The organism is Enterococcus sp. LJL51 (assembly GCF_054871795.1).
This window is the reverse complement of sequence record NZ_JBTXLW010000002.1, coordinates 240,592-260,278: the sequence shown is the minus strand read 5'-3', so window position 1 is coordinate 260,278 and position 19,687 is coordinate 240,592. Positions and strand designations below refer to the sequence as shown.

Below are 19,687 nucleotides of genomic sequence, written 5' to 3'. Positions count from 1 at the left end.
GGCCCCCTTCATATTTACATACCTATCTATTATATAACAACTGTTTATGTTTTGTTAATCTTTTTCTGCTGGAATTACCGAGTTTTTTGTCTTTTCTGCGCAAGTTTGATCAATTCCATAGAAAGTTCATCTACCCTAGGCTGATTTCCCAAGCGCTGCGCTTCTTGTTTTTCCCTATTTAATTCTTCAATCCGAGTTTCAATATCTGAATACATAACGACATTTAGTAAATCGTCCAGCTCTCTCTGAGAGCTTTCTTCAGACATTTCCTGATAAGAAATGGTAATCACCAATTCTTTTAGTTTTTCATCTTGCAAGTATTCTAAAAACTGAGCTAGATTGAAATCTGGATAGACAGATAAGAAATCGGCCAGACACATATAGAGCTCCTCGTACTTTGTATGAACAAATGAGAAATTCTGCTGCTGCAGTGCTGCCCGTACATTTCCTTCATTCATCAACCGATAAAGCAGCATACGCTCTGCTTTTTCCACACGGGACAATCGCTCTTGGCTTTCTCTTGGTGGTGCTGCTGTCTCTATTGGTTCTTCTTCCATATAGGGAGGAACATAAGAAGCTGCAGCATCTGAAGGATATTGTCTTTGGTCTCTGGTGTTCTGTCTCTTCTCTGTTTCAATCAAGCGTAGCTGTTCTTCTAAGCTATGCTGAGACATTAGGAACTCTTCTGAGAGTTGTCCTAGATAATGGTCTCTTTCCAACGGAGAATCAACCAAGACTAACTCTTGGAGCATCGTATTGACATAATCCAGCCGTTCCTTCTCATTATTCATGTTTCGAGAAAGACGATGATACCTCATTTTAAAGGTGAAAACTGTTTCTCTACCATGAAGTGCCAGTTCCTTAAAAGCTTCTTTTCCGTATTTTCGTAAATAATCATCTGGATCAAGCTTTTCAGGAATATTAACGATACTTAGGTTGAATCGGCTATGTTCGGTTAATAAGGAGATGGCTCGTTTGGTTGCTTCGATTCCGGCAGTGTCTCCGTCATAACATAAAACCAGCTCTTCCGCTGCCCGCTCAAGCTGTCGGATTTGTTCATTTGTCAAACTAGTTCCCATTGAAGCCACGCCACTTTTAATCCCTGACTGCCAGGCAGCAATCACATCCATGAAGCCTTCAAAAAGAAATACTGTATTCTCTTTTCGAATCTCTTTCCGTGCAAGATTAAAATTGAACAGCGTATCCCGCTTGTTGAACAAACTCGTCTCTGGGCTGTTTAAGTATTTAGGCATATCTTCTCCGGAAAAACTGTCTGTCTTTAATAGACGTCCGGAAAAAGCAATGATTTTTCCTTGTGCATCACTAATTGGAAACATAATTCTTTGATAAAAACGATCAAGAAATTCTCCACTATCCCTTTGAATAAATAAACCAGATTCCTGAAAAAAAGAATCATCAATTTTTTCATTGGCAAACACTTGGCTAAGGAAATCTCTTTTCTGAGGGGCAAACCCTATTTGAAATTCTTCGATGATTTCTCTGGTCAATCCTCGTTCCAACAGATAGTTTAGCGCTGTTTCGCCAATTTGAGTATTCATTAACACGTGGTGGTAAAGTTCCGATGCTTTTTTGTGCATCTCCAGAAGCTGTCTTCGCTTCGGATCGCCGGTATTGCTTTGGTCCATATGATTGGATAAATCAATCTGCAAAGGGATGTTTTCCATCTCTGCAATCTTCTGAACAGATTCTGGAAAGCTGATACCTTCGATTTCCTGTACAAAATTAAAAACAGTTCCACCTTTTCCACAACCAAAACAATGAAATATTTGCTTGTCTTCAGCCACTGAAAAGGACGGGGAACGTTCTTCATGAAACGGACATAACCCCATATAGTTCTTGCCTGATTTCTTTAGCTGAACATACTGACCAACAATCTCAACAATATTCGTCCGCTGACGCACCTCATCAATAACTTCCTGAGGGATTCTTTGTGCCACTATTCTCACCTCCAAAGAGCAAAATCACTGATTCATGTGAATGTGAACAGTCGGTAAAAAGACGCACTGATCTGCATTTGCTTTCAGTACGTCTTCAAATGACACAATTACACATAGTTATTGTACCACAAAATCGATTTAATTCAAGTTATCTACACTTTGAGAAACCCATTGTCATTTTTCGTGATAATCACATAGATGCGCTTGGATATTCCCAATGTGATTCGTTGCGTTCTTAATCCGTTTTACTTTATCAGCAAAATCGTCTTTCCATCACTTAGGAAAAACCAGCCATTATTCATCGCCATTGTGGTCTTAAAGTTTTCAGTATTCGGAATCGGCTCTTTAATAAGCACGCTTTCTTTCATATGATAGCGTGCCCAATTACTTTGAAAGTCTTGGGCAATAAAGTAATGATTATTTGCAGGTGTTGCTGTTTCATTAGGAATTTTCAAGGAATGATTACTATGCAAAAAAACCTCAGAATCATCAAAAAGAAAATATTCTTTTTGATTTGCTAAATCCAGAGCAGTTACTATCTCCAATGCATTTTCTTCGCCACTCATTTCATCACTATAATATTGATGGTTTTGCAATAAAATATTATCACCTAATCGTTGGCCAACATCTTTAGCATTTGTTTCAGTCAAAAGAGTTGCATCTCCTGTTTTCATGTCCCAAGAAAAAAGCCCTTCTCCTTTGATTGAATGGTAATATGAATAATCAAAACTGTAACCATTTTCCCAACTATTCATGCGCTGCTTGATTTCCTCAAATTGAGTATTTGATTTTTCATAACTGGTCCTTTTTTCCATGGTTAAGAAATCAAATTCTTGAATTTTCTCATCATTTTGTGATTCCAGTGTAAAAATTCTCTTGCCAATAATAACAAAATCTTCCCAATCACCCATTGGTAATTTTTCAACGATTTTATCTGTTTCTGTATTGAGCTCTACTAACCCCAAATGCATATCTGTTGAATCATATTTTCTAATATAGATTTTGCTATTTTCAACATACTCAAATGAGATACTAACATCCTCATCTTTTGATATTATCGTCTGATAGTTTTTAGTTTCTAGGTTATAACTAAATAATGTCATTGTTTCATAGCTTAAATTATCAGATAAATCTTTACCTGTGATAATATATAGCTTATTTCCAACACTCTTCACATCAATGTAATCATTTTTTGATATTTCAAAATCATTTGGTATCTCTAATTTTTCTGGGATAAGTTCCTCAGACGTTTCAGTATTTAACCGTTTCATTTCAAATGTTTTTAAAAATTCAGATGTCGTGACTTCTTCGTTCACACTAGTATTTGCTAAATTACATCCCGAAAGAGATATAATAGCTATCAATAAAATTAATAGATATCTTTGGTTTTTGCTCCATTTTTTACCATTTCCATTGATAATCATCTTATTTTTCAGTCGGCTTCATTCTCCTTACCTTTTCTATTCAGATTTCAATCAACATACTTTTTAACGTATAAAGGTTCGATTGTGGTTTGTGTTTGGTCTTTAGAAAAGCTTAGTCCTTTATCTTTTTTGATAGCTTGCTTAAATTCTTTTTCTGAAACATCTTTTGCTAAAAAGGCTGACGTTTCAAAGATTACATAGTCTATTTCAACTTCTCCATTGGTTGTAGTTGAACGAGTGATGTACCAGAAATCCTTTTTTTCACTTTTTTTCGTATAAATTTCCGTGTCATTGCCACTTTCGTTAATAGCTAAATAATACAAAAGGCTATAGTCTGTTGCACTCATAGAATAGCCATCCGTATTAGTATAGACACCATCTTCTTTTCTCAACAGGAAATCCGCTTCTTTTTTTGATAAATGTTCCCAAATCTTTTTTTCTTCATTGAAACTATAAAGAGAAAATAGAAATATTGCACCAATAATAATTGTGGAAGCTAAACTGCTTATAAGTACTATTTTTTTAACAGTCATATCTAATTTTCCTTTTCCATCAAGTTATACGCTCATTTTATCAGCAAAATCGTCTTTCCATCACTTAGGAAAAACCAGCCATTATTCATCGCCATGGTTGTAGCAAAGTTTTCTGTATCTGGAATCGACTCTTTAATTAGCACATTTTCTTCAATATGATATCGTGCCCAATCTCCTTTGAAGTCTTTAATTAAAAAATGGGTTTGGTTTGCTGGAGTTGTGTAGCTGTTCTGAAATTCCTTTGTTCTGTTTATATATAAATCGTCGTACAAAAGAACCTGCTCTTGTTCAGGCAAATTATACAAGGTTAAAAAATGCATCGGCGGATCCTCACCACTTCTACCTCCTGGGTAAAAATCGATTATTTCTAAAAACTTTTCATCAGCCAATCTTTGACCAGCTTCTAAACTATTTGCTTTAAACAATGTATTTTTCTCTCCTGATTCCATGGTCCAACTGGTGTAGTTTCCATCTTCTATGGCATTAAAGAAAGTATAATCATAAGAATAGCCCGCTTTGGATTTATCCATCATTGATTTTAGTTTGCTGAATTCCGAATCGCTTTTTTCAAATTCCTGTTCCATATTCATAGACTCAAAATCTGATTTTTGAATGATAGCTTCCTCATTCTTCTCATCGTTATAAAGTTGATAAATATCATTCCCGACAATAACAAAATCTTTAAGCTTGGAATTTAATTTTATTTTGTCGACTGTTTTGTTTGTTGCGGGATTTAATTCGAGAAGACCTAACTGTTCAGTATTTTCTTTATAGCTTCCGGATTGATAACGTAAATAAACAGTATCCTTAAGAATACATTCGAATGAAATAGTATTATCTGTATTACCGATTTGCACCTCTTCAAAAGACTGCTTCTGAAAGTCATAGGTCATCAACTTGGACTTTTGATAACGCTTCTCTGTAGAAATAGTCTCAGAATCCACTTTTTCACTCGCCAAAATAATATATAGCTGATTATTTATCACTTTAGCATCTACATATTCGTAGCTGAAATCTTTTTCATTGATAGGCAAATCAATTTTTTCAGGCAGCAACTTTTCGGCGTCTTCTGTTTTTAGTTGTTTCATTTGAAATGTTTTTAGAAAGTCATTTATCGCTGATTTATTTTCAGATTTCGACTTAATTGTACAGCCTGAAAACAATAAAACTGTTAAAACAAAAATTAACATCGTTATTCTTTTTTTATTGTTCATTGCCGACCCCTTGTATTCTTATTTTTTAAATTGTTTCCCATTTTCTGCTTGTTCTCTAATCTGTTTAAAATAATCATTCTTTTCAGGATATCTCCAATCATCCTTAAGCTCCTTCCGAACTTCAGTATCGAAAAAGGCCGGTGAATCTACATCTAATACTTGATGACTATCATTTTCTTCTGGTTTTGCCCCGTAATTAAATGACTCTCCGTTGACTATCCCCTTATTCTGATCATATTTATTATTATTGTTTCCCCATTGACTAACAAGATTCCCCTTCTCATCAATAATAAACTCACTGTGATAATCATCAGATAAAATTTTTCGATTAAAACCATTCGATTCAAGTAATTTATTAAAGCCATCTTTATTCAATAAATTTTTACTAGTCAAGTCGCCAAAATCGATATCTTCACCTACTAATCCTCTATTATGAAAACGAGAATCTCTGTACATCCAGCCATCTTCACCTAGAATTGCTTTGATTGCCTCTTCATCACTGCTTAATCCATGCTCTTTTTTATAGCGCTGAACATAAGCAATGTTATTCTGATCCAGAGTGTTTCTAAATTGATGGAGCATTGTTTCTAGCGAGTATTTTTTCTTTAGTTCAACTGAGCTTAATTTCTTATCCTCATCCTTAACAGTCAATCCCTCTGGGAAAGCATTTTGAACAGTTTTTGAAAACTTATCTAAGAAACTGCCGCCTGGCGGCATATTCGGATCAAATTTGAATCGGCAAGGTTCTTTAAAAGCCAAGTCGCCATTTTCATCTAAATAACCACCCATCTGCTTCAGCACCAATTCGATTTTCTTTTTATCAGGCAGCTCTGATCCATCAAACAATATTTCATAGACATCTGATCCTACTAAATAGGTTTCTTCAAGAATTCCATTTAGCTTCTGAATAAGCTCCTCCCCACTTAATCCCTTTGTTTTCTCGTTTAAATACTCTTTAAATTTCTCAATAGCTGGATCATCCCAGCCCTCTTTTTTTAATTGCCGGATAATTCTTGTTTCACTTGTACTCCATTTATTTTCCAGCTGTTTTTGCCACATACTATCCTTTGGCAATGAAAATCCACTACCAGTCCAGCTGTTGCCTAAAGCAGTCATTCCCTGCTGGGATAAGTCATACAGCGACATTGCCTCTCCATACAGCCCAGAAGTGGCACTTTCCATTTCGTACAGAGTTTCCAGTTTTTTCTGCAGCTTTTCAATCGCTTCTTTATTCAAGTCAATCAGCTTTTTTGTACTGCTGATTTGCTGACTATAGTAATTCTTTAAGCCCTCATTTAGTGTCCCCATACCAATTGACTGGTAAGACAAATTTCTTATTTTCTGCTGATAAGAAGCAATTGATGTACTGTAGGAAGCATTATTCTTCTCCAGCTTTTCTATCTCTTTTTGAAGCTTATCTTCATCCAGTTCTTCATCTCCAACAGCTCCTGCCAAAGATTCGCTATCGGACATCATACTTTCCATTGCTAAAATCAATCCCTGAATTACTGCGCAGTGGCCTGAAAGCTGCGCCTTCATCCCTTCCCAGGCACCACCGCCTAAAGCTGGATTTCCTGAAAATTCTTCTATAGACGGCAGCACCTGATCGATTGAATCAGCATCCTTTTGCAGAGCCGTAATCATGCTTGTCGTTTGCCGTTTGACTTCACTAGGTTTTACCAACAACCCCATTAGTTTTCCTCCTTTATTTCCCCTTGTCTTTCCTTGTAAAGCTTCTCTGTACAGTGGTCTTCTTGATCTGAAAGCTTTTGCTTATATGTCTTCATCTCTGTTACCCAGGTATCCATAAAGTCCTGACGGTTCTGTTGTACTTGCCGCAATAAATCAGCCTGTTCCTCAAATAGATACCCCATCATCGGGTCTTGTCCCCACTGTTCCTGGCTTTCATAAACACTATGAACACGCTGAGTCATGTCTTCAAAAAAATATTCTTCTTCTGAGAGCACTTCACTCTCCAGCTTTTCCGCCTGATAGCGTTCTTCCTCTATTTCCTGCAGCTCCTTTTTTAACAGTTGTTCACTATCCATTATAATTTCCTCCTAAAAAGACTAGTTCATTTTTCCAGCTAATGCCTGATCCAAACCAGCAAATTCCTGTCCTAAAGATGAAATTTTTTGTGCATCGCCAACTAACAACGTACGGTAGGAAGCAACTGCCTGTCCAGCCGATTCTCCGCGTTCTTTTCCTGTTCCGACAGCGGTTAAATTACTTTCTTCTGCATATTGAATGACCCCTTTATCGCTAATTGCTTTGCTGGCAAGTGCGCCGCCGATTGCTGCTGCAGCTCCTGCATCATTTTTAATCGTCATTGTATCTCCTCCATCTGTAATTTCCTGCCTTAGAAACAGAATTCTGTTTCTAAGGTTACCTATACTAAAAGGCAAACTGTTATAAACCCAGCTACTCATATTGCAGAGCGCATTTTCCTCTGTAACCAGTTTCGTTTTTCGCCAGCCATCATCATATTGTCTTCTAATCAGAACTTAGTAAATAAAACCGTCAAAAACAGTTTAATTTTGATTCGCTTATCCTTCTTTTACAATAGACTAAGCTAACTTCTTTATATGCAATCCCTATTTAAAAATAGCGCTTACTACTTAACTAACTGTGCTAACCTATGTTAGTTATCTCACCATTAAGGTACTGAATTTCAGTAAATTTAGTTAATTTTCGTTTCGCTTGCTCTATCACTTTACTGATACAGCGATAATAATTCGCTTTTTTTATCTAACAATTTAATTATATAGTATTAAATCTTTGAAAACTAGATGTCTTTAGCCACAGAAAGTAAAAAATAAGCGTATCCTTTCGTAAGTAAAGCAAAAAAGAACCCTGCAGAAGAATAGTTAATTCCTGCAGAGTTCTCTTTTTCTAGTTATTCTTTTAACAATTTTATAAATCTTTAATCGCTAAATTATTCTTCTTCATTGTATATACGCCGATTAATGCCCGAATAACAATATTTGCCAGCATCATCACAGCAAAAATTGGTAAGGTTGCACTTGTTAGGAAACCAACCTCCAAAATATGATGGAACAGCATAGCTGCTACATAAATTCCTCCAATAGTTGTTACAATCAGGAAGATGCGCAAAGGATTCAGAGGCAGGCAGGCACGTACAACAGCCATACAGCTAATACCAATCAAAAGATAGTACATTAATGTTGTCGTATCCAAATGATTAAAGCCTTGATTTTCCGCTATTAGATAGACTGCAACAATATTCACCACAACCAGTACTGCATTTACAGCTGCATTTTTCAGAGCTGTTGGTAAGAATTTACCTTTAATTCGTCTCTTATCTTCTTCAAAGGAAAGGAAGAACGCCGGATATCCCTCAATGGCCAAATCAATCAAAGTAATTTGAATTGGAATAAACGGAAAAGCAATTGCTGTAACTGCACAAATAAGCGATAAAATCAGCGAGTAAATCGTCTTAATGAAAAAGACACTGGCAACACGAGTGACATTATTCACTACCCGGCGTCCTTCGAATAGGACATCCGGCAATGTTGTGAAATCAGAATCCAGTAGTACCAAATTAGAAATCTGGCGGGTAGCGCCATCTCCTTCAGCCATAGCAATACTGCAATCGGCTTCCCGAAGAGCCAGCACATCATTTACACCATCCCCAGTCATTGCCACAACACGACCATTGTCTTTCAGTTCTCTGACAATTGTCCGCTTCTGCTGCGGCGAAACACGACCAAAGACTGTATACTCATGAACAGCCTGACGAACTTCCTCTTCTGTCTGTTTCGTAGACAAGTCAATATAAGATTCATATCCGTACAGTCCTGCGCGACGAGCAATATTAGAAACAGTTACGGGATTATCTCCGGAAATCACCTTGAGATCAACCCCTTCCTCACGCAGATAAGCAAGTGTTTCATTAGCGTTCTGACGAATCGGATCATCGATTTCAAACAATGCCAGCTGTTCCAGATATGGCAGCTGTTCGTTCTCATCCAGCACACCATGTTCAGAAATTCCCATCATTAAAACCCGGTATCCCTGTTCCTGCGCCTCAAATACTTCCTGGGGCAAACGGTCTTCACTAAACAGCTTTTCCGGCGCACCTAAAACGACTGTCCCAATTTCATTGAACTGAATTGCTCCCCATTTTCTTTCAGAAGAAAACGGCAGAACATTAACCGCACCATAGCGGTTGGATAATTCAAAATGATCTCTAATCGCCTGCATCGTAATATTATTGTCTGTACTCTCAGCCAAGTAACTGCCAATGATTAAAGGAAAATTCTCTTTAAACAGCGGATTTAAAATCGCTGTATGCTGTACTTTCATTTTTCCTTCTGTTATTGTCCCTGTTTTATCCAAGCATAATGTATTTACGTGAGCTAACGTTTCCATTGCATACATATCCTGTACAAGAATTCGTTTCTTCGCCAGTTTAATAACACCCGTAGTCAGGGCAATACTAATCAGAAGAACCAATCCTTTAGGGAGCATACCAAGCAAGGCAGCAGCAGATGCAACTACAGAACCCTTCATCCCAGATTCACGGATAAAATAGCCCTCTACAAATAGAATAATACCTAATGGAATAATGACAAAACTAGTGAATTTTGATACCTTCCGAATTGATTGAATCAGTTCAGAACGAATCGGCTTGTGCACTTTTGCTTCAGAGGTAATCTTTACCGCATAATTTTCCGCGCCCACATGAATAACCTGAGCATATACCTGACCGCTAGACAAAAAGCTTCCAGAAAGCAGTGTATCGCCTTCTGTTTTTTCAATTAAATCAGATTCTCCTGTCAATAGCGCTTCGTTTGCCTCAGCTTTACCATCAATTACCTGCATATCAGAAGGAACTTGCTCACCGGCAGAAATTACAACAATATCATCCATAACCAACTCTTTGGTATTAATGGACTGCTGTATACCATCCCGGATAACTGTAACTTCTTCTTTAGCGACAATAGAAAGCTTTTGAACTAAGTTCCGAGCATGAATTTCCTGATAAATCCCCATACTCATATTTACTAAAATAATTGCTAGAAAAGCCAGATTGGAGTATGCTCCTACTGCTAATAAACAAAGGGCTATTCCAAAGTTCAAAAAGTTAAACAGCGTCATGACATTATCATAGATAATATCCTTAGTTGATTTCGCTACGTTTTCCTCATAGTCATTTTGCAGCCCCTGCTGCATCCGACTGTTAACCTCCTGAGCAGTTAACCCTTTTTTCAGCTCTAATTTATTTAATGACACAGAATCCCTACTTTCCTCACTCAAGTTTAAAATCACACCTTCTCTAGTTTACTTGTTCAAGAAAAGAACTGCAAGAAATTATTAAAAAACAAGTGCATTCCTTAAACTTTCCTTTACGGTCTTGTCTAATTATTTAGCAATCCATCAGCTCAACTCTTCCTGCGATACTATGATATGATAATGTCTGATACTAACAAGGATACTTTAAGAGAGGCTGAAAATAACTATGAATAAATTTGAACAAATAGCAAATCACTACGACTCACCAGAACGATTACAGATTGCAGAACAAATCGCTGACAAAATTCGCCAAACAGTTAAAACCGGCGAATACGATACTGCATTAGACTTTGGCAGCGGAACAGGCTTGGTGGGACTACAGCTTATTGACTTATTCAGTCAAATGATTTTTGTTGATACATCCGGAAACATGCTGGAAATTGCCCGCAAGAAAATTGATCAGCAAAAAATCGACTCAATTACCCTGCTCCATCAGGATTTATTTTTAGATTCAAAAGGTATATCAGCCGACTTTGTATACTTATCTCAGGTATTGCTGCATATCCCTGATACAGCTGCTGTTTTTTCACTTCTAAAAAGCTTAATTAACCCAGGCGGCAAATTGGTTATCGTTGATTTTGACAAAGAGGAAAGCATTCAGCACCCAGATGTTCACAACGGCTTTTCTCATAGGGAATTGATTCACATTGCAGAGCAAGCTGGCTTCAAGAATATACAAATGGAAACATTCTATCATGGAAAAAATATGTTTATGAACAAGGATGCCTCGCTGTTTATTTTGCAGGCTGAAAACTAATCATTCTTAGACAACAGTTTCCGTTTTTGTACGCTCGATACTGTTCTGTGCTGCTGAAAATTCCTTAAAGAATTTTCGGCAGTATCTTTTAGTAGGTCTCATGTAGAGTTTTATACATATCAAAATGTCTAAATCACCAGGACGCTCATCCTCCAAAAAAAAGAACCTGAAACAAAACCAGAAATTCTCTGCTTTTGATTCCAAGCTCTAAGCGTTTATTTAGTTTTTATCTTGCCATTCCTTGCGTAGAAGCCGTTTGTAAAAAGACACTATTGTTGTCTAATGATACTATCCATTCAAATCTGTTCGACTAAAATTTGGCTTTTCTAACTTAGCTTGTTGTTGAGTACTTATCAAACTAGCTGCATATGCTTCCTGGTATTTCTCAGAAAAAACTACAACACTTCCCAAGCTTCTTCCTTTCACTAGCCAAACCATTTAATAAAATTCTGATTCATTTTTACAATTTCAGCATAAAACATATTACCGCCATTTTTATAAAGAAATCCACCATTGTGAAAAATTGATTGAAAGCGATAATAGCTATACGTTTCTCCGCTATCATTTCCAAGCAGTGGAGATAAAAAATCCTTTGAATATTCTTCTGAAAGAGCCACCGTATTCCTACCGCCGTTTTGGCTAACAAAACGAATATATTCCAAGCCAAAATTGTACGCCTGTACTGCTGTCCAAAGATCATTCCCAGCCTCTTTGTTCTGCTGAATTGCTTCTGCTAGAAACTTAACACCATACTTTATACTTTCGATTGGATCATCAATTACCTCCTGCTGACCATAGACGCTTTCACTGCTCTGCATTAAATCAGCTGAACGTCCTTTCGACTCTGTATAAATAATTGCCAGAATCAGATTTTTATATTCTGGTATGCCGTTCTCCTCGGCTGCTGCTTCTACCTGACTCTCATAGCGAATAACCTGCTGTACATTTCCCCGAATCTTGTAACCCATATATAATGAAATAATTACGATCAAACTAAGAATAACAATTGCTGCTCTTTTTAAGATTTTCATAATTGGTCAGTTGAATCCTCCAAACTACTGGAAATATTTACTATCATACTTTACCTATCAAAAAAAAGCTGAAAGAAGATCTATTCTTTAAAATTCTTTAACATTATCAAAACGATTCGGCTTATATCCATATTATTTCTCAAATAATGAAAAACTGACTATACTGTTACTGACAGGTGATGAATAAAATGACGAAAAAAAACACTGTAACAACCGCAGATGGAAGTCAAATCTTTTATGAAACAACAGGTACTGGCACACCGCTTTTTCTTCTTCATGGAAATGGGGGAAGCAGCGATTATTTCAGCTATCAGGTACCTGTTTTAAGCCGTTATTTCAAAGTCTATACAATTGATCTCCGCGGACACGGTCGTTCAACCAATACACAAGACAAGCTTTCTTTTGATTTGTTATCTGATGACCTTTATCTTATCACAGCCCAGGAGAATATTCACTCTCTAAATATTCTAGGCTTTAGCGACGGAGCTAATCTAGCAATCTACTTTGCTGCCAGCCATCCGGCAATGGTCAAACATTTAATTTTAAATGCTGGAAATACTGAATTTCAAGGATTAACTCCTTTTAGTCAAATCAGCGTCTATCTAGAATACTTTTGGTTTCGGCTACTAGGCATTTACTCCTCTAAATGGCGAAAACGAGCAGTTATTACGCATTTAATGCTAAGGGATATCGGTATCACGGAGCGCGACTTGGAACGCATCTCAGCTAAGACTTTGGTAATTGTTGGAAAAAAAGATGTCATTAAACTAACTCACTCGATGTATTTAGCAGAGAAGATTCCCAAGGCTTCTTTTGTTTTGATTCCTGGTCAAGGCCATCTATTCGCGCGAAAAGATCCCAACCTTTTTAACAAAAACGTACTTTCATTTCTATTAGAAAAGCAGGTGAATTTATGAAATCAATTATTCAATGGTTCAAGAAGCGTTTAGGTCTTATTAAAATGATTTTTATTATTTCTGTTTTATTTATTGTAGTCAGTGAGCTATTGGCTATTGGTAAAACCATATCTTTTGAGCAATTAGGAGCTATTTTTCAGACGCTGCCTTTTTGGAAGCTTCTATTGATGCTGGGGATTGGTTTACTCGCTGTTGTTCCGATGTTTGGGTATGATATTGTACTTAATCGGACACTGGAGCAAAAAGTTGCCCCCGCCTACCTATTGGAAACAAGCTGGATGATTAATTCAATCAACAATATTGCTGGCTTTGGCGGTTTGGTTAGTATCGGCCTGCGTTCCGAATTTTACGGCAAAGAAACAGATGGAAAAAAAGTAGTAAAGGCCTTATCAAAAATTTTGATTTTTCTTTTGGCAGGTTTATCAATTTACAGTTTGATTTCTTTTCTTTTAGTCACACTTGGCGGAAAAAATCCTTATTTAGAACAGTATAGTATTTGGCTAATTGGCGGGGGCTTATATTTTCCAATTGTGCTGCTGCTTACAATGGTTAGAAAAGATGAATACATTGGCGATATCCCTATGTCTTCCCGCCTTCAGTTGATTTTGACTTCATTTCTAGAATGGACAGGAGTGCTGCTAAGCTTTCTGCTCATTGGTTCACTTATGGGTATATCTTTCCACCCTTCACAAGTTATTCCATTATTTATCGCTGCTTCTGTTATCGGAATTGTCTCTATGATTCCTGGTGAACTAGGCAGCTTTGATATTATGATGATTCTCGGTCTGTCTTCATTAGGGATTCCCCGTGAGACAGTCATTGTTTGGCTCTTGTTGTTCCGTCTATTTTATTACATTATCCCATTTTTAATCGGCGTCGTGTTTTTCGTAAAAAATCTAAGTCACACGCTTAATCATCGCTATTCTGGTGTTCCCAGGGAGCTGGCTATTGAAGTAAGTCATAAGCTGCTGGTCGTTCTTGTCTATTTTTCCGGCATTATGATTGTTCTTTCAGCTACAATTCCGGAAGCATTTACACAATTTCACTGGCTCAAGCAGCTAAATCCTTGGTCTTTTCATTTATTAACACAATTTCCTGCCATTATATTAGGCTTTTCTCTACTGATTATTGGCCGTGGACTCGCTGCAAGAGTCAGTCGGGCGTATATTCCCGCAATTGCGTTAATTCTTATCACCTTGTTATATACTTTGTTTAAAGATTTAAGCTGGAGCGTGATTATCCTTTTATCTCTGTTGCTTATCTTTGTTATTTCCTCAAAAAAAGAACTTTACAGAAAACAATTTGTTTATTCTTGGGAAATGAGAACCTTTGACGGGATTCTCTTTGCTGTACTTGCCTTGCTCTATGCTGTGATTGGGGTATACAATCTACCGTCTTTTCCCCATCATCATCGGCGGTTTATTTCATTTTTCTTATTCCCATCAGAAAAAATCTGGTTTTCTGGTCTGCTAGGAATTTTGCTTATTACTTTTTTCATTTTCATCTTTATTCGTTATCTTCAAGGAAACAAGCACCAAATTGGTGAACCCTTGGATAAAAAGCGAGCCTTGGCTCTCCTGAATAATTATGGAGGAAATACGGACAGCCAGCTGGTTTTTCTGAATGACAAAAATATGTACATTTATTCAAATACTGCTGGTGAAGAAACCGTCCTACTTCAATTCAAAACCTACAATAATAAGTGTGTCGTAATGGGCGATCCTTCAGGTAACTCAGAGGATTTTCCTGAAGCAATTCAGCAGTTCATTCATGAGGCTGATTTGTGGGGCTATTTACCAGTATTCTACGAGGTATCTGAGTCATTAGTCATGCTGCTTCATGAATATGGCTATGACTTTATCAAAATGGGGGAAGAGGCTCACGTTGACTTAGTGTCCTTTAGTTTATCCGGGAAAAAAAGGCGAGCCGACCGAGCTGTAATGAATCGTTTTGAAAAAGAAATGTATCGCTTTGACATTCTATCTCCGCCTTTTCTTCCTGAAACAATAGCTGAATTACGCTCTGTTTCTGATGAGTGGCTGGGAAACCGAAAAGAGAAAGGATTTTCTCTAGGATTCTTTTCAGAGGAGTACCTGCAGTTGTCAGATATTGCTGTTGTTAAAAACCAAAAAGATGAGATCATCGCCTTTGCGAATATTATGCCGACATATACTAAAAAAGAAGGAACCATTGATTTAATGCGCTACAGACAAGATGCGCCTTCAGGCGTTATGGACTTTCTGTTCATTTCAATTTTCAACGATATGAAAAACAACGGTATTGAATATTTTAATATGGGGATGGCTCCCTTAGCCAATGTTGGTACGTCGAGAAAAAGCTTTATTCAGGAGCGCATCGCCTTTCTTGTCTATAATTTCGGCTCTACCTTCTACTCATTTCAAGGTCTACGTGCCTACAAAAATAAGTATGCCTCTGATTGGGTTCCACGCTATACTCTGTATTCACGGGATAGTTCCATCATCTATGTGATGATTGCTCTGCTAATTATTGATAATGCACCAATTGACGGAAATCAGAAAAAAATTCACGGAATTAAACGTATATTGAAAAACCGATATCAACGTTAAGTATTAACGACGGTCTGTATCGGTGAACATACGACTTATTTTCGCAGAAGCCAAAACACTTGTCCGCTACGTCTCAGTCCGGATAAGTGTTTTGGCTCTACTATTTATCCGAATTTTAGCAAAAATAAAAAGCAGACTGTGATTATTAACTGCCCTCTGCTTTTTCTTCCAGCTTTCCTTTGCTATAATCAAGGAAACCAAATGCTTATTAAGGTGGTTACTATGATACATATCAGACATGTACAAAAAGAAGATCAGCTTTTCTGGTTCAAATTAGATCAGCACTTGTCAGAAACTGAATTTGAAAGGAAAATCAGAGATAAACGAGGCTATGTTTTATTAGATAATAATCAACCGGTTGGATTGTTGCGCTATAATCTTTTTTGGGATGATACACCTTTTTGTACACTACTTTTTATTGATCAATCGTATCAGCGCAGCGGCTATGGAAAAATGCTGATGGACTACTGGGAAAGTGAAATGCAGCGATATGGCTATGCATTCATTATGACATCTACACGAGCAGATGAAGAAGCCCAGCATTTTTATCGAAGGCTAGGCTATTCCGATGCCGGCGGGTTACTTATTACAGTACCTGGTCATGAACAACCTACAGAATTATTTTTTATTAAAGAAATAACAAAAAAATAAGTAGTTAATCATCTTACTCAACTAAAAATACCCTATCTTATCTAACAACGATAGGGTATTTTAAATTCTATTTTCAGCAATTACAAGGAGATTGTCATTTCTTTATTTCGACAGGCAGTTCCAGTAATGGAAACATGATATACATTATCACCTTCTTGTTCAGCCAGGACCGTTAACTGTCCTTCTCGCCCCACATGCTTCCCTTGTACAACAGTAATCATCTGCTGCTTTTTAAGCGGTCGATCATACGCCAGCAAATACGCGCCCATCACCCCAGAAGCTGTTCCAGTCACAGAATCTTCAATCGTTCCGGAAAACGGTGAAGAGAAATGGCGGGCAACATAAGTCCCTTCATTTTTAGAAGCCGCAAATGGATGAATTGATGATTTTGGCATTTCTTTCAGAACAGTTGGAAATGCTGCGGTCTGCGGAATCATTTGATCTAAAACTGCGCCTTCCTTTACAGGAACAATCAATGTCCATGAACCTGTATTGCCATAGACAATCGGCAAATCTTCAACTAAGCTGTCACTACTTATCCCCATTACTCTACATAAGCTTTCTTTATCTCCGTTAAACGGTATAAACTGTGCATCAGCCTGCTGCATAGTCATCTCTTGTGTCGTAGTTTCATAATCAACCTGAATAACACCCGCCAGAGTTTCTACAGACCACTGATAATCTTCTTGTTTTTGTTCAGATAATAAAAACATGGCTCCCATAGTTGCATGACCACACAAGGGTGTTTCATGCCCAGGGGTGAAATAACGAAGCCGCACGTCTGCTTTGTCGCTGCTGCAGACAAATACACACTCATTAAACCCTACTTCCTTTGCGATTTTCTGCATCTCTTCTTCAGTATAGTCATCGCCGTTCAAAATCACACCAGCAGGATTACCCTGATCTGGTTTTCTGGTAAAGGCATCCACCTGTATCACTTTACATTCCATATGAACTCCTCCGCTACATTTTTTGAAATTATAGCATAGAAATTTAGTAAAAGACATTTACAATTTTCAAAATATATAACTTTATTGTAAAAACAGGAGTACCACTATACATTTTTTCAGCACTACAAATAATAAAAAACAGAGTAATCTATTCGTTTGTATTGCAGAAAAAAGCTTTGAAAAGCTAGAATATTTTTTTATTAAGAGAGAAAAATATTATATATATTTTTTTAATAGATGTTGAACATTGACAGCTACCTTTAAAAAAAATACAAGACTATCAGTACACAAGCTAAAAATTTGTTATACTGACTAAAAAGCTCGCGAGGTGATAGTTATTCAGTATGCAGCAAATATTCTAACTAGTTTAAGATTTTTCCTAACATTTTTTATTTTGTTTACTAATCCATTTTCAGTCTCATTTTTTATTTTATACGCAGCCTGCGGGATTAGTGATATGCTTGACGGCTATGTTGCAAGAGCAACAAATACAGCTACTTCAACCGGTGCACTGTTAGACAGTCTTGCCGATATTTTCTTTTTAGTCATTGTTTGCTTCAAGGTTATTCCTGCAGTAACCCTTCCACCTTACTTTCTTTACTGGGGGATTTTAATTATCATTATTCGAATGAGTGCCTATCTTGTCGGTTTTAAAAAGTATCGAAAATTTTCAAGTCTACATACTTGGCTCAATAAGCTTAGCGGATTATTGTTATTTTGTGCTCCTCTTCTTTATCTAACATTGGGCATAGAAAAGGTTGGGCTGTTATTGATAGGAGTTACCTTTATTTCGGCGCTGGAAGAACTGCTGCTGACGATTCGCTCAGAAAGCTTGGATAGGAATCAGAAAGGGTTATTTTTTTAAGACAAATACTTCGGTTTAAATACAGTAAAAGCTTAAAATGAGCTATTTCCTTTGACTAGCTTCCAAATCAAAATACAATAGAAAACATATGCATAGAAAATGCTTATTATTAAATAACAAAACCAAGCAAGTACTGAAATTAGTACCTGCTTGTTTTTTTATGAATTGAAGCTTCTGTTATAACCTTTTGCTTAAATTCGTTATTTTTCGATTTCAGTGACAATACCTGAACCGACAGTTCGGCCGCCTTCTCGAATAGAGAAGGTTGTTCCTTGTTCAACAGCGATAGGATGAATTAGTTCAACGTCAATCGTTACGTTGTCACCCGGCATAACCATCTCAACGGCTTCCGGAAGCTCTACAACCCCAGTTACATCTGTCGTGCGGAAGTAAAATTGTGGACGATAGTTTGTGAAGAACGGCGTATGACGACCACCTTCATCCTTCGTCAATACATACACTTCTGCTTTGAATTTGGTATGGGGAGTGATAGAGCCCGGTTTTGCAATAACTTGACCACGCTCAATTTCATCCCGAGTTATTCCGCGCAGGAGAATACCAACATTGTCCCCAGCTTCTCCGTAATCTAGTGTTTTACGAAACATTTCAATACCAGTAACTACAGCTTTTTGAGTTTCAGGCTTAATACCAACGATTTCGATTTCATCGCCAACCTTTACTTGACCACGGTCGATACGACCGGAAGCAACAGTTCCCCGGCCAGTAATAGAAAATACATCTTCAACCGGCAATAATAACGGCTTGTCTGTGTCTCTTTTCGGAGTCGGTATATAGCTGTCAACTGTATCCATCAATTCAAGAATTGCGGCTTCAGCAGCAGGATCTCCTTCAATTGCTTTCAAAGCAGAACCCTTAATAATCGGTGTATCATCACCTGGAAAATTATACTCATTTAATAACTCACGGACTTCCATCTCTACTAGATCTATCAACTCGTCGTCATCGACCAGGTCTGTTTTATTCAAAAATACGATTAAGTATTTTACGCCAACCTGACGTGAAAGTAGAATATGCTCTCTAGTCTGAGGCATTGGTCCATCTGTTGCAGAAACAACCAAAATCGCTCCATCCATTTGAGCAGCGCCAGTAATCATATTTTTCACATAATCTGCGTGCCCTGGTGCATCAATATGGGCATAATGCCGTTTTTCAGTTTCATATTCGACATGGGCAGTATTAATGGTAATACCACGTTCACGTTCTTCAGGAGCTGCATCAATACTTGCATAATCCTGGGGGTTTGCCAGGCCTTTTTTCCCTAATACTGTAGTGATTGCAGCGGTTAATGTTGTTTTCCCATGATCGACGTGACCAATAGTCCCGATATTTACATGGGGTTTACTTCTGTCATAATGTTCTTTTGCCATAATTACAAACCTCCTATATTCATTTGAAAGGCAGCTCCCTATCTTCTTTGACGTTCACTGACCTTTACGAAATAAATTATAAGCTTTTTTTATAA

Annotated in this window: 16 protein-coding genes; 5 read left to right on the top strand and 11 right to left on the bottom strand. The window is 37.3% G+C overall.

Translation table 11 applies throughout. The features are described from left to right. Window positions 1-74: 74 nt before the first annotated feature. From dnaG to ACYSNQ_RS03375, 8 genes are all read right to left on the bottom strand, one after another. Window positions 75-1,958: a DNA primase gene (gene dnaG / locus ACYSNQ_RS03410; RefSeq protein WP_426081397.1), complete on the bottom strand. Its 1,884-nt coding sequence runs from the start codon at window positions 1,956-1,958 to the stop codon at window positions 75-77. Between the two features lie 245 nt (window positions 1,959-2,203). After that, window positions 2,204-3,382 carry a hypothetical protein gene (locus tag ACYSNQ_RS03405; protein ID WP_426081396.1) on the bottom strand — a complete coding sequence of 393 codons (1,179 nt, stop codon included), beginning with the start codon at window positions 3,380-3,382 and terminating at the stop codon, window positions 2,204-2,206. A gap of 47 nt (window positions 3,383-3,429) precedes the next feature. Beyond that, on the bottom strand, window positions 3,430-3,915 hold the full coding sequence (locus ACYSNQ_RS03400) for a hypothetical protein (protein ID WP_426081395.1): 486 nt from the start codon (window positions 3,913-3,915) through the stop codon (window positions 3,430-3,432). 32 nt (window positions 3,916-3,947) lie between these two features. Beyond that, window positions 3,948-5,129: a hypothetical protein gene (locus ACYSNQ_RS03395; RefSeq protein WP_426081394.1), complete on the bottom strand. Its 1,182-nt coding sequence runs from the start codon at window positions 5,127-5,129 to the stop codon at window positions 3,948-3,950. Between the two features lie 18 nt (window positions 5,130-5,147). Beyond that, on the bottom strand, window positions 5,148-6,821 hold the full coding sequence (locus ACYSNQ_RS03390) for a DUF3114 domain-containing protein (RefSeq protein ID WP_426081393.1): 1,674 nt from the start codon (window positions 6,819-6,821) through the stop codon (window positions 5,148-5,150). Further along, the gene (locus tag ACYSNQ_RS03385; RefSeq protein ID WP_426081392.1) at window positions 6,821-7,177 is read right to left on the bottom strand and encodes a hypothetical protein; all 357 of its coding nucleotides are present in this window, start codon (window positions 7,175-7,177) and stop codon (window positions 6,821-6,823) included. Before ACYSNQ_RS03385 ends, ACYSNQ_RS03390 begins: the two co-directional genes overlap by 1 nt. 21 nt (window positions 7,178-7,198) lie before the next feature. Then, on the bottom strand, window positions 7,199-7,459 hold the full coding sequence (locus ACYSNQ_RS03380) for a TIGR04197 family type VII secretion effector (protein WP_426081391.1): 261 nt from the start codon (window positions 7,457-7,459) through the stop codon (window positions 7,199-7,201). Window positions 7,460-8,042: 583 nt separating this feature from the next. After that, the gene (locus ACYSNQ_RS03375; protein ID WP_426081520.1) at window positions 8,043-10,325 is read right to left on the bottom strand and encodes a cation-translocating P-type ATPase; all 2,283 of its coding nucleotides are present in this window, start codon (window positions 10,323-10,325) and stop codon (window positions 8,043-8,045) included. A gap of 286 nt (window positions 10,326-10,611) precedes the next feature. Between ACYSNQ_RS03375 and ACYSNQ_RS03370 the strand changes: the two genes are divergently transcribed. After that, window positions 10,612-11,202: a class I SAM-dependent DNA methyltransferase gene (locus ACYSNQ_RS03370; protein WP_426081390.1), complete on the top strand. Its 591-nt coding sequence runs from the start codon at window positions 10,612-10,614 to the stop codon at window positions 11,200-11,202. A 425-nt stretch (window positions 11,203-11,627) separates the two neighbouring features. On the opposite strand, the gene ACYSNQ_RS03365 is transcribed toward ACYSNQ_RS03370, so the two are convergent. Continuing rightward, entirely contained in the window at window positions 11,628-12,233 is a 606-nt protein-coding gene (locus ACYSNQ_RS03365) for a lysozyme family protein (protein WP_426081388.1), read from the bottom strand. 188 nt (window positions 12,234-12,421) lie between these two features. On the opposite strand from ACYSNQ_RS03365, the gene ACYSNQ_RS03360 reads away from it, so the two are divergent. From ACYSNQ_RS03360 to ACYSNQ_RS03350, 3 genes are all read left to right on the top strand, one after another. After that, complete coding sequence (locus ACYSNQ_RS03360; protein ID WP_426081387.1) at window positions 12,422-13,150, top strand: alpha/beta fold hydrolase; 729 nt, start codon at window positions 12,422-12,424, stop codon at window positions 13,148-13,150. Continuing rightward, window positions 13,147-15,738: a bifunctional lysylphosphatidylglycerol flippase/synthetase MprF gene (mprF, locus tag ACYSNQ_RS03355; RefSeq protein WP_426081386.1), complete on the top strand. Its 2,592-nt coding sequence runs from the start codon at window positions 13,147-13,149 to the stop codon at window positions 15,736-15,738. Before ACYSNQ_RS03360 ends, mprF begins: the two co-directional genes overlap by 4 nt. Before the next feature lie 222 nt (window positions 15,739-15,960). Beyond that, window positions 15,961-16,389, top strand: coding sequence for a GNAT family N-acetyltransferase (locus ACYSNQ_RS03350; RefSeq protein ID WP_426081385.1), 429 nt, complete (start codon window positions 15,961-15,963; stop codon window positions 16,387-16,389). An 80-nt stretch (window positions 16,390-16,469) separates the two neighbouring features. On the opposite strand, the gene ACYSNQ_RS03345 is transcribed toward ACYSNQ_RS03350, so the two are convergent. Then, entirely contained in the window at window positions 16,470-17,339 is an 870-nt protein-coding gene (locus tag ACYSNQ_RS03345) for a PhzF family phenazine biosynthesis isomerase (RefSeq protein WP_426081384.1), read from the bottom strand. Window positions 17,340-17,667: 328 nt separating this feature from the next. Between ACYSNQ_RS03345 and ACYSNQ_RS03340 the strand changes: the two genes are divergently transcribed. Further along, window positions 17,668-18,204, top strand: coding sequence for a CDP-alcohol phosphatidyltransferase family protein (locus ACYSNQ_RS03340; RefSeq protein WP_426081383.1), 537 nt, complete (start codon window positions 17,668-17,670; stop codon window positions 18,202-18,204). A gap of 200 nt (window positions 18,205-18,404) precedes the next feature. Here the strand turns inward: ACYSNQ_RS03340 and tuf are convergent, their stop codons facing one another. Then, window positions 18,405-19,592 (bottom strand): elongation factor Tu, encoded by a 1,188-nt coding sequence (gene tuf, locus ACYSNQ_RS03335; RefSeq protein WP_426081382.1) that lies wholly within the window; start codon window positions 19,590-19,592, stop codon window positions 18,405-18,407. Window positions 19,593-19,687 lie beyond the last annotated feature (95 nt).